A 15,598-nucleotide genomic window follows, 5' to 3' on the forward strand; every position below is an offset into this window, starting at 1 on the left:
ACGCCCATTCCTCCTCGCTCGTGTCGGTCGGATAGCAATATCGCCGCAGCTCAGTACACATCCCATATATTTGGGATCAACTCGGTCCGTAACACGCTCTAGAAGCGGAAGGCGAGGCTGCCGAGCACGGTTCTCGGCATGCCGGGCGACACCCAGACGCTGCTGTAGGAGCGGTCATAATAGTGCTTGTCGAACAGGTTGACGATGTTGAGGTTCAGCCGGACCCGCTGGTTCACTTGGTAATAGGCCAGGGCGTCCACCGTGGTGTAGCCCGGCAAGCGGAAGCCGGGATTGGCGTTGTCGCCGGCGCGCGAGCTGACATGCACGATGCCGCCGCCGAGGCCGAGCCCCTGCAACCTACCTTCCTGGAATTCGTAGACGTTCAGCAGGCTGAGGCTGTTACGCGGGATGTTCAGCAGCGGCGCGCCCGCCGCCAGGGTCGCGTCGCGCGTCACCTCCGCATCGACATAGGCATAGCCGCCGATGATGCGCCAGGAAGGCGTGATGGTGCCAGCCAGGGTCAGGTCGAAGCCCCGGCTGCGCGCGGCCCCGGCCGCGATGCTGAAGCCGGAATTGTTCGGATCGGCGGTCAGGACGTTCTTCTTGTCGATCTGGAACAGCGCCGCGGTCAGGCTGAGCTGGTCGCGCAGCAGGTCGAGCTTGAGGCCGACCTCCCAGGCCTCGCCCTCCTCCGGCGCGAAGGACCGGCCGGTCGCGTCCCCGCCGGAATTCGGCCGGAAGGAGCGCGCATAGCTGGCATAGGCCGCGACCGTCTCGGTGAGGTCGTAGATCAACCCGATCCGCGGCGAGGCGGCGGTCTGCGATTGCGGCGTGGCCAGGCTGGTGGCCCGCTGCACGAAATCCTGCTCGTATTGCTCGACGCGGACCCCTGCGACCGCCTTGAGGCGCGGGGTGAGTGCGATCTGGTCCTGCAGATAGGCCGCATAGACCTGGGTCTGCTCCAGCGTGTCGCTGCGCCGGGTGAGCGCCGGCGCGGCCTGGCCGTAGCCCGGCGCGAGGATGTCGATGGCATAGGGCGCCGCATTCGGAATGGAGCGCAGCAGCCGTTCGCGGTTCCGGTAATTCTCGTATTCGAGGCCGGCCAACAGCGTGTGCTGCACCGGACCGGTGGCGAAGCGCCCGGTCAGCGAGGCCTGCAGGTCGAAATCATCCCAGGCGTAGTCGCGGAAGCGCCGTTCGCGCAGCAGGGTGCGGCCGTCGGCGAGCAGGCGGCTGGCCTCGGTCGCGTAACCATTCATCGTGCCGCCGAGATACTGGCCGCCGAGGCTGAGGGTCCATTGCTGGTTCAGCCGATGCTCCATGCGGAGTTGCAGCGTCGCGTTCTCGTTGCGGATGCGGCCATCGCCCGGCTCGCCCAAAAAGCGGCTGCGGGGGATCACGCCGAGCCGGTTGCCGACGGCGACCACGCCGCGGTCGAAGGTCTGATCGTTGCGCAGGAACTCGCCGTTCAGCATCACCACCGTGTCGGGCGTCGGCTGCCAGGTGGTCGCCGGCGCCAGGAAGACGCGGTCGGTCTCGACGAAGTCGCGGAAGCTGGTCTGATGCTCGGCGCCGCCGTTGAGGCGGTAGCCGAAGCGCCCCTCCGCCCCGATGGGGCCCGACGCGTCGAAGGTGCCGCGGGCCTGGCCCGGGCTGCCGAACAGCCCGGTCAGGCCGAAGCCCGGCTCCGGCAGCGGCTGCTTGGTGACGATGTTGAAGGTGCCGCCCGGATCGCCGCGGCCGTAGAGCAGCGCCGCCGGACCACGCAGCACCTCCACCCGCTCGATCGTCGCGGCATCCGGCGTGCTCTGATAGCCGCGATTGACCGGAAAGCCGTTGCGGTAGAACTCGCCGGTCGCAAAGCCGCGGATGGCGTAGTTGAACAGCGTCTGGCCGCCGAAATTGTTCTGCCGCGTCACGCCGCCCGCATAGTCGAGCGCGCTCTCGACGCGCGTGGCGCCGAGATCCTGCAGGGCCTGTCGCGGGACGACGCTGACAGATTGCGGCACGTCGCGGATGGCCGTGTCGGTGCGCGTCGCCGAGCCGGTGCGGGTGGCGCGGTAGCCCTGGACCGGCCCATCCGCGCGCTCCCCCGCCGCCTCCACGGTCAGTTCCGGCAGTTCGGTGACGGGCAGGGGCGCAGCCGCGGCCGGCGCGGTGGCTTGCGACCAGGCGGACGCCACGGGGACGACGAGGCCGGCCACGCCCAGCAGGATATGGATGTGGCGCCAGACTGCCGGCACTGCTGTCCCCATCGGCGAGACCGCCTCGATGGCGGCCCTTGCATCACACCAAGATCCAGCTTTGTCATACCACGTCAAGGCTGGCGGCTTTCGATGCCGACATGTGGGCGAGGCTTGTACCGCCCGGGACAGCGCCTCCCGCGACTGCGCGACGCTGATGACCGACCTCTCGCCGCGGCTCGATGCGGCGGGGCCGGAGGCCGCGGGTGATTGGGCCGGGCAGGCGCTGGCGGGGGCCGACGAGGTGGGGAGGACGGAGCCGAGCAGCCGGCGGCGGCCAGCGAGCGTGACGATGCCGGGGAGCCGGGACGGCCGATGAGGCTAGAGCAGATCCCGATAAGGTGGACTCATCTGATCGGGTGAAGATGCTCTGAAAACAATAGCCCAGCGCGATTCCCATGAACCGGTGTTCAGGGAAAGCACCCTAGGTGGCTGACTGTCCCCCTCGCCGGCGCTACGGATCAGACCGTGTCTGGTCGTCCCGCGCCATGCCGGCAGTGATCGGTGGGCAGGATGGTGGGAAAACACCCGGACTTCGCAAAGCCCTGGACGCCATCGAGAACGCTGGCGTCCCCAACGGGATTCGAACCCGTGTTACCAACGTGAAAGGCTGGTGTCCTAGGCCTCTAGACGATGGGGACCGAGGGGTGCGGAGTAGTCGGCGCCGGCGTCGTGGTCAATAGCCGGGTGCCGCTGGCGCGGCATCGACGACATGCAGGCAGGCGCTGACCTCGTCGTTCCAACGCTCGGCGCGCAATTGGCCGCAGAGATGCAGCGGCGCGCCCGAGCGCGCCAGCAGCGCCTCGGCCAGAGGCCCGTCCTTGGCCCGGAAGCAGATTGCCTTCAGCCGCCCCCCCCCCTCGCCCTCGAGGAAGGCGCGGACCGTGTTGCCGTCCTTGCCGACGCGATCGGCCCGCACGACGCGGACCCTCGGCAGGGCGAAGATCGGCTCCTCGTTGCCGGCGCCGAACGGCGCGAGACGCTCCACCTGCTGCGCCAGCGCCGCCGTCGCGGCCGGCACGGCGACCGACGCCTCGACCATGAGATCGGCTGCGCCCGGCAGGCTGCCGGCGCGCGCCAGGCGCTCGTCGAGGAACGCATGGAGATCCGGCAACCGCTCCCGCCGCAAGGCGAAGCCGGCAGCCATGGCATGGCCGCCGCCCGAGTCGAGAAGGCCCGATTGACGTGCCGCGATCACGGCGGCCCCGAGATCGAGCCCCGGCACCGAGCGTCCGGACCCCTTGGCGATGCCGTCGCTCACCCCGGCGACGCAGGCCGGCCGGTTGAAGCGCTCCTTCACCCGCCCGGCAACGATGCCGACCACGCCGGGATGCCAGCCCTCGCCGCTGACCAGCAGCACCGGATGGCCGGCGGCATGCTGCGCCTCGGCCTCGGCGAAGGCGGCCCCGAGCACCTCGGCCTCCACCTCCTGCCGGCGCCGGTTCACCGCATCGAGCCGCTCCGCCATGGCCCGCGCCTCGACCGGATCGTCGCAGAGCAGCAAGCGCAGCCCCAGATCGGGCTCGTCGATCCGCCCCGCCGCGTTGATCCGCGGCCCCAGCACGAAGCCGAGGGAATGCGCGCTCGGCAGGTCGCGCACCTGGCCGATCTCGAGTAGCGCCGCCACGCCGGCATGGCGCCGCTTGGCCATCACCTTCAGGCCCTGCGCGACGAGCGCGCGGTTCACCCCGGTCAGCGGCATGACGTCGCAGACGGTCGCCAGGGCGACGAGATCGAGCAGATCGAGCAGCGGCGGCTCCGGCCGGCGCTGGAACAGGCCCTCCCGCCGCAGCGCGCGGTGCAGGGCGACGCAGGCGAGGAAGGCGACCGCCGCGGCGCAGAGATGCCGCAGGCCGGAAGCGCAATCGAGCCGGTTCGGATTCACCACCGCGGCGACCTGCGGCACCGGTCCCTCGGATTTGTGGTGATCGAGCACCACGACATCGGCCAGGCCGCGGGCCGCCTCCAGCGCCTCATGCGCGGCGATGCCGCAATCGACGCAGACGATGAGCGTCGCCCCGCGGTCGCAGAGCGCGCGGATCGCCGCGGCGTTCGGCCCGTAGCCCTCGTTCAGCCGGTGCGGCACGTAGTGGCTCACCGTGCAGCCGAGCTGCCGCAACGCGCGCCCCATCAGCGCCCCGGCGCAGGCGCCGTCCACGTCGTAATCGCCGAAGACGGCGACCGTCTCCGCCTCGCGCACCGCGCTCGCCATGCGGGCGGCGGCAGCGTCCATGTCGCGCAGGACGGAGGGATCGGGCAGCAGGACGCGCAGGGTCGGCTCGAGGAAATCCTGCACCGCCTCCAGCCCGATGCCGCGCGCCGCGAGCAGCCGGCCGACGAGCTCCGGCAGCTCGGCCCGCTGCGCGACCGCGAGGCCGAGCCGAGCATCGGCCTCCCGCCAGACCCAGCGGCGCCCGGTGACGCTGCGGGCGATGCCGAGCACGGCCTCCGGCTGGAGGAGCGCGTCCATCAGCCCCGCCCCGGGCGCAACCGCCTCAACTGACGAAGGCAGCGGGCTTGAGAGCGAAATTGTGGTGCGCCTCGACATAGCGCACCGTGCCGGACTTGCTGCGCATGACGATGGAATGCGTCGTCGCGCTGGTCGCGCTGCGGCGGACCCCGTGCAGCATCGGCCCGCCGGTCACGCCGGTCGCGGCGAACATGACGTTGCCGCGCGCCATCTCATAGATGCCGTAGATGCGTTTCGGGTCGGTCACGCCCATCTCGCGCGCCCGGCTGACCTGCTCATCATTCTCGAAGAGCAGCCGGCCCTGCATCTGGCCGCCGATGCAGCGCAGCGCCGCGGCCGCCAGCACGCCCTCCGGCGCGCCGCCCGAGCCCATGTAGATGTCGACGCCCGTGTCGGGCTGGGAGACGGCGATCACGCCGGCCACGTCGCCATCGCCGAGCAGCATGATGCGCGCCCCGGCCTTCCGGCAGGCCGCGATCATGTCCTTGTGCCGGTCGCGGTCGAGCGTGCAGACCATGAGGTCGCCGATCGAGCATTTCTTGGCCCGCGCCAGCTCGCGCAGGTTCTCCTCCGGCTTGGCGTCGAGATGCACCACGCCCTCCGGCAGGCCGGGCCCGACCGCGATCTTGTCCATGTAGATGTCGGGCGCGTGCAGGAAGCCGCCGCGCTCGGCCAGCGCCACCGTGGCGATGGCGTTCGGGCCGCCCTTGGCGGTGATGGAGGTGCCTTCGAGCGGATCGACGGCGATATCCACCTCGGGGCCGCCGAGGCCGATCTTCTCGCCGATGTAGAGCATCGGCGCCTCGTCCATCTCGCCCTCGCCGATCACCACCGTGCCGCTGATGGCGACGGTGTCGAAGGCCTTGCGCATGGCATCGACCGCTGCCCCGTCGGCGGCGTTCTTGTCGCCGCGGCCGATCCAGCGGGACGCGGCGAGCGCCGCCGCCTCCGTGACACGGACCAGTTCAAGCGCAAGGTTGCGGTCAACCAGCAGGGTCGCCGCATCGAACTCCGCCATGTGAGCCTCCGTCTGCTGGGGCCAGACTACACGCAGCCGGGGCCCGCCGGAAGCGGCAGGGCAACCCGGCCGTTCAGAGAGGCTCGATGCGGATCAGCGCCGGCTTCTCCAGCACCGCGTCGAGGGCGGCGATGCGGGCGAGCGCCCGGCGCATCTGCGCCTCCTCGCAATCATGCGTCGTCAGCACCACCGGCACCGCCTCGCCGGGGGCGCGGCCGCGCTGCAGCATGGCCTCGAGGCTGATCGCCTGGTCGCGCAGGATGCCGGTGACATCGGCGATCACGCCCGGCCGGTCGAGCACCATCAGCCGCAGGTAGTAGGCGCCGACATGCCGATCCATCGGCACCGAGGGCACCGAGGCCAGGGCGCCGGGCGCGGCACCCCAGACCGGCGTCACCCGGCCGCGCGCCAAGTCGATCAGGTCGGCCACGACGGCGCTCGCCGTCGGGCCGGCCCCGGCCCCGCGTCCCTCCAGCATCACCCGCCCGACATGGTCGCCCTCCGCCACCACGGCGTTGAACACCCCGTCGACGCGGGCGATCGGCGCCGCCACCGGCACCATGCAGGGATGCACCCGGGCGGAGATGCCGGATGCGGTCCGCGCCGCGAGGCCGAGCAGCTTGATGCGGTAGCCGAGCTCCTCGGCGAGGGCGATGTCGAGGGCGCTGACCTCGCGGATGCCCTCGACATGCACGGCGGCGAAGTCGACCGGGCGGCCGAAGGCGAGCGCGGCCAGGATCGCCAGCTTGTGCGCCGCGTCCACGCCGTCGATGTCGAAGGACGGGTCGGCCTCGGCATAGCCGAGCTTCTGCGCCTCGGCGAGCACTTCGCCGAATTCCCGCTTCTGCTCGCGCATCACGGTCAGGATGTAGTTGCAGGTGCCGTTCAGGATGCCGGCGACGCGGCGGATCCGGTTCGCCGCGAGCCCTTCCCGCAGGGCCTTGATGGCCGGGATGCCGCCGGCGACGGCCGCCTCGAAGGCGAGCGGCACGCCCTGCGCTTCCGCCCGCTCGGCGATCGCCGCGCCATGCACCGCCAGCAGCGCCTTGTTGGCGGTGACGACCGGCTTGCCGGCGGCCAGCGCCGCCTCGACCAGCGCCCGCGCCGGCCCCTCGCTGCCGCCGATCAGCTCCACCACCACATCCGTGGCGGGATCGGCGGCGAGTGCCACCGGGTCGTCGTACCAGCGGAGCGTCGAGACCGGCACGCCGCGGTCGCGCAGGCGGTCGCGCGCCGAGACCGCCTTGACCACGACGGGCCGCCCGGCCCGCGCGGCGACGATCTCGGCATTCTCCGAAAGCAGCCTGAGGACGCCGGCGCCGACCGTGCCCAGGCCGGCGACGGCGATGGAGAGCGGCCGGCTCATGCCTGGACCGGTTCCTTCAGCGCGGGCTCCTCGCCCAACAGTGGCGGCGCGAGGTTGTCGCCCTGGAGGAAGCCGCGGATGCCACGCAGGGCCTGGCGGATGCGGTGGCTGTTCTCGACCAGGGCGATGCGGACATGGCCGTCGCCATGCTCGCCGAAGCCGAGGCCAGGGGCAACCGCCACCTTGGCGCGGGCCAGCAGCAGCTTCGAGAACTCGACGCTGCCGAGATGGCGGAAGCGCTCGGGGATCGGCGCCCAGAGGAACATCGAGCCCTCCGGCGAGGGCACGTCCCATCCCGCGGCCTTGAGGCCCTTCACCAGAAGATCCCGCCGCTCGCGGTACAGCACCCGCATCTCGGCCACCGTGTCCTGCGGCCCGTTCAGCGCCGCCGCCGCGGCCACCTGGATCGGGGTGAAGGCGCCGTAGTCGAGATAGCTCTTCACCCGCGCCAGCGCCGCGATCAGCCGCGGGTTGCCGGCGGCGAAGCCCATGCGCCAGCCCGGCATGTTGTAGGTCTTCGACATCGAGGTGAACTCGACGGTGATGTCCTTCGCGCCCTCGACCTCGAGCACCGAGGGCGGCGGCACGCTGCCGAAGTAGAGCTCGGCATAGGCGAGGTCGGAGAGGATGAACAATTCGTGGCGGCGGCAGAGCGCCACCAACTCCCGATAGAACTCGATGGACGCCAGATTGGCGGTCGGATTGGAGGGGAAATTGACGATCACTGCCGTCGGCTTCGGCACGGAATGCCGGACCGCACGGTCGATCGCCGCCAGCATCTCGTCATCCGGGGTGCAGGGCAGGCTGCGGGCGGTGGCGCCGGCGATGATGAAGCCGAATTGGTGGATCGGGTAGCTCGGATTCGGCACCAGGATGGTGTCGCCCGGCGAGGAGATGGCCTGGGCGAGGTTGGCCAGCCCCTCCTTCGAGCCGAGGGTCGCCACCACCTCCGTCTCCGGGTCGAGCTTCACGCCGAACCGGCGGGCATAGTAGCCGGCCAGCGCCTTGCGTAGACCGGGGATGCCCTTCGACATGGAGTAGCGGTGGGTCCGCGGGTCCTGCACCGCCTCGACCAGCTTGGCGACGATATGCGGTGGCGTCGGGCTGTCGGGGTTGCCCATGCCGAGATCCACGATGTCCTCTGCCGCTGCGCGCGCCTTGGCCTTCGCCGCGTTGACCTCGGCGAAGACATAGGGGGGCAGGCGGCGGATGCGGTGGAATTCCTCGGTCATCGACTTGGATCCGTGTGCTTGACCCGCGCCTCGGCTCGGCGCGGCCCGCCGGTATAGAGCCGATTGCACGGGGATGTCAGCGTTTCGCCACGCCGGGGAGCAAAAACCCCGATGCGAAGCGGGGGATCAGCGCGGGCGCGGTGGCGGGCCGAGCAGATCCGGCGGCGGCGCGGCCGGCGCCTCGTCCGGCACCTCCGGCAGGCGCGGGGCGGCCGGGGCGGAGGGGCGCAGTGCGCCGGCCGGCGCGCGCGGCGTGGCCGGGCCCTCGGCCCAGGGGACCGGCGGCGCCGCGGCCAGCGAGGCGCGCGGCGGCGGGGCGGCCGGCACGGGGGGGCTGCCAGGCGAAGGACCGGCCGCGGGGGGCGCCGGTGTCCCCCGCAGCACCAGGGGATCGCGGGACTGCGTCCGGTCCCTTGCCAGGGAATCCGTCACCGCCTGGCGGAACTCCGGCGAAGGCCGCTCCGGCCGCGGCGGGATGCTGGCGAGGTTCGGCGTCGGCCCGTCCATGCCGGGCGGCGGCAGGCGCGCGGCATCATCGGCGCCGGAGACGCGGTTGTAGATCGCCACCGGGTTGACTTCCGGCGGCACGGCGCAGGCTGCCAGCAGCCCGACCGTCGCCAGCATGGCCAGCCTTGCCCCGCCGGCCCCGACACCGCCTTGCCGCGCCACCTGCCCGCCCTCCCGCTCAGCGATACCCTGCCGCCGGCAGGGTTAGAGGAAATTCGCCCGGCGCGATATCCATCCCAGCCCGGTGGGCATCGCCGCATCGCACAACGCCCCAGACTGGCCGCCGTGGCAAGAATTCGTCACGCGGCCAGGCGTTCACGGCCGTCGCGCTTCTGCACTAGACTGCGGCATGGACCAGGAAAAGCCGCAGGACCACCCGCAATTCCGGCTGCCGGACCCGGCGCTGGTGACGCGCACCATGTCGGAGGTGGCCGAGCGCGGGCAGCGGATCGTCACCGATTTCCTGCGCCGCCAGGCGGATGCCGAGGCGGTGCCGGACCCGCTGAACATCGGCGGCGCCTTCCTCGACATGACGGCGCGGCTGATGGCCAACCCGGCGCGGCTGATGCAGGCACAGCTCGGCTTCTGGCAGGACTACCTGACCCTCTGGCAGAACACGGCTCGGCGGATCATGGGCGAGACCCCGGCGCCGGTGATCGCCGAGGACCCCCGCGACCGCCGCTTCAAGGACGATGCCTGGCGGGAGAACGAGGTTTTCGACTTCATCAAGCAGAGCTATCTGCTCTCGGCGCGCTACTTCCAGACCGTCGTCGGCAGCGTCGAGGGACTCGAGCCCAAGGCGGCGCAGAAGGTGGATTTCTACACGCGGCAATTCGTCGATGCCATGAGCCCGTCGAATTTCCTGCTGACCAATCCCGAGGTGCTGCGCCGCACCGCCGAGACGGGCGGCGAGAACCTGCTGAAGGGGCTGTCGCACCTCCTCGCCGATCTCGAGCGCGGCAAGGGCCGGCTGCGCATCCGCATGACGGATGACAGCAAGTTCAAGGTCGGCCAGAACATCGCGGTGACGCCGGGCAAGGTCGTCTACCAGAACGACCTGATGCAGCTCATCCAGTACGCCCCGTCCACCGGGACCGTGCTGAAGCGACCGTTGCTGATCCTGCCGCCCTGGATCAACAAATTCTACATCCTCGACCTCAGGCCGCGGAACAGCTTCATCCGCTGGGCGGTCGAGCAGGGGCACACCGTCTTCGTCGTCTCCTGGGTCAACCCGGACGAGCACCTCGCCCGCAAGGGGTTCGACGACTACATGCAGGAGGGCATCTACGACGCGCTGACCGCGATCGAGCAGGCGACCGGCGAGACGGAGGTGAACGCCATCGGCTACTGCCTCGGCGGCACGCTGCTGGCAACCACGCTGGCGCATATGGCGGCGCGGGGCGATACCCGCATCGCCACCGCAACCTTCTTCGTCACCATGACGGATTTCGAGGAAGCGGGCGAGCTCGGCGTCTTCATCGACGAGGAGCAACTGCACTGCCTCGAGGAGCAGATGCAGAAGCGCGGCTATCTCGAGGGTCGCGAGATGGCGACGACCTTCAACATGCTGCGCGCCAACGACCTGATCTGGTCCTTCGTCGTCAACAACTACCTGCTGGGGCAGGAGCCCTTCCCTTTCGACCTGCTCTACTGGAACGACGACAGCACCCGCATGCCGGCGCGGATGCACAGCTTCTACCTCCGCCGCATGTACCAGCAGAACGACCTGGTGAAGCCCGGCGCCATCGAGCTGCTGGGGGAGAGGATCGACCTGCGGAAGATCCGCATCCCCTGCTACCTGATCTCGACGCGCGAGGATCACATCGCCCCCTGGAAGAGCACCTATCGCGCGACGCAGATCTATGGCGGCCCGGTGCGCTTCGTGCTCGCCGCCTCCGGCCATATCGCCGGCGTGGTGAACCCACCCGATTCAGGCAAGTACAGCCATTGGGTGAACGAGCAGCTGCCGCCCGATCCGGAGGCGTGGTTCCAGGGCGCGACGGAGCTCTCCGGCTCCTGGTGGCCCGACTGGCAACGCTGGGTGACGGCGCAGGGGCGCGACCAGGTGCCGGCCCGCATCCCCGGCGACGGCAAGCTGGTGCCGATCGAGGACGCGCCCGGCCGCTATGTCCAGGTGATGACGACGGATTGAGCGCCGAGGCTCAGTAGCCCACGCTGGTATCGGCGCCGAAGCCGAAGCTCGAGCCGAGGCTGGCATTGGTCTCGCTCGGCCGGCCGCCGGGCCAGCCGCCGGTCGCATCCAGCCGCGCCACCACCTGCGCCAGGTTGGCGCTGGCGATGGCGCATTGCGGCAGGGGACCGAGCTCGCCGAGCCGCTGCACGCTGCGCTCCCCGCCCGGCCGGAACATGGGGGCCGGCAACACCGCCGCCGCCCGCGCCGCATCGCCCCGGCGCAACGCCTGCGCCGCACTCACCAGGGCACGCACCACCGGCTCCGGCGCCGCGCCCTCCGCGACGCCGAGCGCATCGCGCAGCTCCGTGCGTGCGAGCAGGAAATCCCGCCGGACGCTCTCCGGCACGGCCGCGTAGCGCGGATCGCGCGGGATGGCCGCGGTGACGAATTCGAGTTGCGCGGCGGCCTGCGCCGCCTCCGCCGGGCGGCTGGCGAGGGCCCGGCCCTGGTCGGCGAAGGCGGGCGTCATGGCCTGCATGGCGCCGCGAATCGGATCGGCGGTATCGGGCGTGAGGGCCGCGATGGGCAGCCGGGGCGGTGCCGTGCGCATCTCCGCGCAGGCGGCGAGGCCAAGGGCGAGCAGCAGGGCGCGCCGGGGCGACGGAAGGCGCGCAACGGCAGAGAGCGATACGACCACGGCCCGCGATGGCTCCTTCCCCGAAGGGCCGGAAGCCTAGAGCAGATCCCGCTCCGGTGGAATCACCGGAGCGGGTGGAGATGCTCTGAAAACAAAAGGCTAGAGCATTGGCTGTGAACGCGGGTGAACGGACGATGCCCTAGTAGCAGCCCGCGAGGCGCGCCCGGGTTCGCAGCAGCGCCAGGATCATCCGGCTGGTCGGCGCCGGCACCCCGGTCATCTCCGCCAGCTCGACGACGCTGCCGAGCAGCGCATCCACCTCCATCGGCCGGCCCTTCTCCAGGTCCTGCAGCATGGAGGTCTTGTGCGCCCCGACCTCGGCGCCGCCGGCGATGCGCTTGTCGACATCGATGGCGAAGCGCACGCCGAGCGCCTCGGCCACCGCCTGCCCCTCGAGCATCATGGCCCGGACGATGCTGCGCAGCTCGGCATCGCCGGTGATGACGTCGAGGGTTGCTGTGGTCAGCGCCGAGAGCGGGTTGAAGGCCATGTTGCCCCAGAGCTTCACCCAGATCTCGTCGCGGATCTTCGGCCGCACCGGCGCCTTGAAGCCGGCGCCGACCAGCGCGGCGGCCAATGCACCGGCCCGCTCGCTGCGGCTGCCATCCGGCTCGCCGAGGCTGAAGCGGTCGCCATAGGTGTGCAGGATGACGCCGGGCTCCACCACCTCGGCCGCCGGGTAGATGATGCAGCCGAGCACCCGCTCGGGCGGCAGCAAGCGGCCGATCTCGCCATCGGGGTCGACGCTCGTCACCCGCCGCCCCTCATAGGGGCCGGCGAGCTTGTGGAAATACCACCAGGGGATGCCGTTCACCGCCGAGACGATGGTGGTGCCCGCGCCGATCAGCGGCTGCATCTGCACCGCCGCGCCCGCCAGGGCCGGGGCCTTCAGGGTGATGAGGACATAGTCCTGCGGCCCCGCCTCCACCGCGCTGGCGACGCAGCGCGGATGCACCACGCGCTCCTCGCCCCCGCTGATGAGCTTCAGCCCCCTGGCCTGCATGGCCGCGAGATGCGGCCCGCGGGCGATGACGGTGACGTCCACATCGCCCTTGGCGGCCAGCTTCGCGGCCATGAGCCCGCCGATCGCGCCGGCGCCGAAGATGCAGAGTTTCATGGCGGTCAATCCCGGTCAGGCGGCGCGCCCGGGACCGCCAGGCCCGCGGGCGCGCGATGGAGGCAGAGGGTCAGGCCGTGATGCCAAGCTTCTGCGCCAGCCCGATGCGCATCAACTTGCCGGTGGCGCCCTTCGGGATCTCCGGCAGGAAGACGACCTTCCGCGGTACCTTGAAATCCGCCAGGTGCTTCGCGGCGAAGTCGCGCAGCTCGCGCTCGGTGCAGTCCATGCCCTCGCGCAGCACGATCGCCGCGCCCACCTCCTCGCCGAGCATCGGGTGCGGGATGCCGAAGGTGAGCGCCTGCGCGACGGCCGGATGCTCGGAGAGGATGCCGTCCACCTCGAGCGGGCTCACCTGCTCGCCGCCGCGCTTGATCAGCTCCTTCAGCCGGCCGGTCAGCATCAGGTAGCCATCGGCATCGAACATGCCCTGGTCGCCGGTGCGGAACCAGCCATCGGTGAAGGCCTTGGCATTGGCCTCGGGATTGGCCTCATAGCCCTTGGTGACGTTGGGGCCGCGGATCACCACCTCGCCGATCTCGCCCTGCGGCAGGATGCGGCCGTCCTCGGCCATGATCGCCACCTCCGGCCCCGCCGGCAGGCCGACCAGGCCCGGCTTCTGCGGCCGCGGCGGCAGCGGGTTGCTGCACATCTGGTGGCTGGCCTCGGTCATGCCATAGGCCTCGATCACCGGGGCGTCGAAGGCGGCGCTGAGATCCTTCATCGCCTGCGCCGGCAGGCTGGCCGAGGAGCTGCGCAGGAAGCGCAGCGGCGCCCGGGCGATGATCTCGCGGTTGCGCTCGGCGCGTTGCAGGATCGCCTGGTGCATGGTCGGCACCGCCGTGTACCAGCTCGGCCGCTCGGCATCGAGCCAGCCGAAGAATTTCAGGGCGTTGAAGCCCGGTGTGCAGATCACCGCGCCGCCGGCCGCGAGCGAGGCGAGCGTCGCCGCGATCAGCCCGTGGATGTGGAACAGCGGCATGACGTTGAGGCAGGCATCCTCGGGCGTCAGTTCCAGGGTGCGGGCGATGCTGGCCGCCGAGGCGGTGACATTGGCTTGGGTCAGCGGCACGATCTTCGGCCGCGCCGTGGTGCCGGAGGTGTGCAGCACCAGGGCCACATCCTCCGCCTCCGCCATGCCCGGCCGCGCCGCCTGCCCCGGCTGGCCGCCCGCGAGGCTGAACGCGCCCGCCGCCTCGCCCGGGACCAGTTCGACCACCGGCACGCCGAGCCGGGCCGCGACGGCGCGCGCCGGGCTCTCCATGCCCTGCTGGATGACGAGGGCCTTGGCCTTCAGGTCGGTCAGGTAGAACTCGAACTCCTCCTCCTTGTAGGCGGGGTTCAAGGGGGCCGTGGTGGCGCCGCAGGCGATGGCGACGAAGGCCGCCGCCATCTCGGGCCCGTTCGGCAGCACGATGGCCACCCGGTCGCCACGGCCGATGCCGATGGAATTGAGCGCCGCCACCGTCCGCTCCGCCAGCGCCCGCAGCCCGTCATAGGTCAGGGAAGGCCGCTCCGGCGCCCGAATGGCGGGCCGCCCGGCCTCCCCGGCGGCGAGCAGTGCGGCAATGGTGCTGGCAGCGGTCATGACTCGTCATCCCCTCGCGGGCCTCGGCGAGGCCTGCTGTGCAACAGCCCTTCCGGGACGGCAAGTCGCTCCCTGCCGGAGGCGGAAGAAATTTGTGGCACGTTTTACACGCTTTTCGTTGCTTTACCTGACTTTCGGCCCGAAGCCCGAGGCAAGGCCGGGACATGACAGGTGTTTCGGCAGCAGCAGCTTGCGCCCCTGGCGCATCCGGGAAGAGAGGGTATGACGGTAGCGACATCTCGCCGCTCGGTTCTTCTGGGCCTCGCCGCCGCCGCCGTCGCGGGCGGCGCGCAGGCCCGCGGCTGGGAGCCCAGCCGCCCCGTGCAGTTCGTGGTGCCGGCCGGGACCGGCGGCGGCGCCGACCAGATGGCGCGGGTCATCCAGGGCATCGTTTCCAAGCACGCGCTCATGCGCCAGCCCATGGTGGTGGTGAACAAGGCGGGGGGCGCGGGCGCCGAGGGCTTCCTTGAGGCCAAGGGCGCGCGGGGCAACCCGCACATGCTGGTCATCACCCTCTCCAACCTGTTCACGACCCCGCTCGCAACGGGGGTGCCCTTCAGCTGGAAGGACCTCACCCCGGTCACCATGATGGCGCTGGACGAGTTCGTGTTCTGGGTGAATGCGAATTCATCCTGGCGGTCGGTGCAGGACCTCATCGCCGCGGCGAAGCAGCAGCGCCTCAAGATCGGTGGCACCGGCTCCAAGCAGGAGGACCAGATCATCGCCGCCGCCATCACCAAGGCGAGCGGCGCGCAGTTCACCTACGTGCCCTTCCGCGGCGGCGGCGAGGTCGCGGTGCAGCTCGTCGGCGGCCATATCGACGCCACGGTGAACAACCCGATCGAAGCGGTGACTCACTGGCGCTCCGGCGCGCTGCGGCCGCTCTGCGTCTTCGACACGAAGCGCCTGGCCGATACCGGGAAGATGACCGAGACGCAGGCCTGGTCCGACATCCCGACCTGCCGGGAGCAGGGCCTCGATGTCGACTACCTGATGCTGCGCGGCATCTTCATGCCGGCCGGCGTGAAGCCGGAGCAGGTCGCCTTCTACGAGGGGCTGATGGCGAAGGTGCGCGAGACGCCGGAGTGGAAGGATCTCATGCAGCAGGGCGCCTTCAACACCACCAGCCTGACCGGCGAGGCCTTCGGCGCTTGGCTGGCGCGGGAGGACGAGCGGCACCGGTCGCTGATGCAGGATGCCGGTTTCCTGGCAAATCCGGCCTGAGG

General features: G+C 70.9%; 11 protein-coding genes and 1 tRNA gene. 2 read left to right on the forward strand and 10 right to left on the reverse strand.

Annotated elements, in window-relative coordinates:
- Positions 1–98: 98 nt before the first annotated feature.
- The 7 genes from DOO78_RS10180 to DOO78_RS10215 all read right to left on the reverse strand — a co-directional run bounded on the left by DOO78_RS10180 (position 99) and on the right by DOO78_RS10215 (position 8,998).
- Positions 99–2,243 carry a TonB-dependent siderophore receptor gene (locus tag DOO78_RS10180; RefSeq protein ID WP_207802856.1) on the reverse strand — a complete coding sequence of 715 codons (2,145 nt, stop codon included), beginning with the start codon at positions 2,241–2,243 and terminating at the stop codon, positions 99–101.
- Positions 2,244–2,808: 565 nt separating this feature from the next.
- Positions 2,809–2,884: transfer RNA gene (locus DOO78_RS10190), tRNA-Glu, on the reverse strand.
- Positions 2,885–2,919: 35 nt separating this feature from the next.
- Complete coding sequence (gene recJ, locus DOO78_RS10195) at positions 2,920–4,713, reverse strand: single-stranded-DNA-specific exonuclease RecJ (protein WP_111469664.1); 1,794 nt, start codon at positions 4,711–4,713, stop codon at positions 2,920–2,922.
- A gap of 25 nt (positions 4,714–4,738) precedes the next feature.
- A complete protein-coding gene (glpX, locus tag DOO78_RS10200) occupies positions 4,739–5,731 on the reverse strand; it encodes a class II fructose-bisphosphatase (RefSeq protein WP_111469665.1) in 993 nt (330 codons plus the stop codon).
- Positions 5,732–5,804: 73 nt separating this feature from the next.
- Positions 5,805–7,097, reverse strand: a complete 1,293-nt coding sequence (locus DOO78_RS10205; protein WP_111469666.1) for a homoserine dehydrogenase — start codon at positions 7,095–7,097, stop codon at positions 5,805–5,807.
- A complete protein-coding gene (locus DOO78_RS10210; RefSeq protein ID WP_111469667.1) occupies positions 7,094–8,329 on the reverse strand; it encodes an LL-diaminopimelate aminotransferase in 1,236 nt (411 codons plus the stop codon). The genes DOO78_RS10205 and DOO78_RS10210 overlap by 4 nt, the downstream gene beginning before the upstream one ends.
- A gap of 126 nt (positions 8,330–8,455) precedes the next feature.
- On the reverse strand, positions 8,456–8,998 hold the full coding sequence (locus DOO78_RS10215; protein ID WP_128080034.1) for a hypothetical protein: 543 nt from the start codon (positions 8,996–8,998) through the stop codon (positions 8,456–8,458).
- Positions 8,999–9,185: 187 nt separating this feature from the next.
- Here DOO78_RS10215 and DOO78_RS10220 point away from each other — a divergent pair, with 187 nt between their 5' ends.
- Positions 9,186–10,988 carry a PHA/PHB synthase family protein gene (locus DOO78_RS10220; protein ID WP_111469669.1) on the forward strand — a complete coding sequence of 601 codons (1,803 nt, stop codon included), beginning with the start codon at positions 9,186–9,188 and terminating at the stop codon, positions 10,986–10,988.
- Between the two features lie 10 nt (positions 10,989–10,998).
- Here DOO78_RS10220 and DOO78_RS10225 read toward each other — a convergent pair whose 3' ends face one another.
- The 3 genes from DOO78_RS10225 to DOO78_RS10235 all read right to left on the reverse strand — a co-directional run bounded on the left by DOO78_RS10225 (position 10,999) and on the right by DOO78_RS10235 (position 14,372).
- Entirely contained in the window at positions 10,999–11,580 is a 582-nt protein-coding gene (locus tag DOO78_RS10225) for a hypothetical protein (protein ID WP_128080035.1), read from the reverse strand.
- A gap of 226 nt (positions 11,581–11,806) precedes the next feature.
- The gene (locus DOO78_RS10230; protein ID WP_111469671.1) at positions 11,807–12,784 is read right to left on the reverse strand and encodes a 2-dehydropantoate 2-reductase; all 978 of its coding nucleotides are present in this window, start codon (positions 12,782–12,784) and stop codon (positions 11,807–11,809) included.
- Positions 12,785–12,854: 70 nt separating this feature from the next.
- Positions 12,855–14,372: an acyl--CoA ligase gene (locus tag DOO78_RS10235; RefSeq protein ID WP_111469672.1), complete on the reverse strand. Its 1,518-nt coding sequence runs from the start codon at positions 14,370–14,372 to the stop codon at positions 12,855–12,857.
- A gap of 222 nt (positions 14,373–14,594) precedes the next feature.
- On the opposite strand from DOO78_RS10235, the gene DOO78_RS10240 reads away from it, so the two are divergent.
- Positions 14,595–15,596, forward strand: a complete 1,002-nt coding sequence (locus DOO78_RS10240) for a Bug family tripartite tricarboxylate transporter substrate binding protein (protein ID WP_111469673.1) — start codon at positions 14,595–14,597, stop codon at positions 15,594–15,596.
- The last annotated feature ends 2 nt before the right edge of the window (positions 15,597–15,598 follow it).

Origin of the sequence: Roseicella frigidaeris, assembly GCF_003258945.1 — a bacterium.
Lineage (GTDB): Bacteria > Pseudomonadota > Alphaproteobacteria > Acetobacterales > Acetobacteraceae > Paracraurococcus > Paracraurococcus frigidaeris.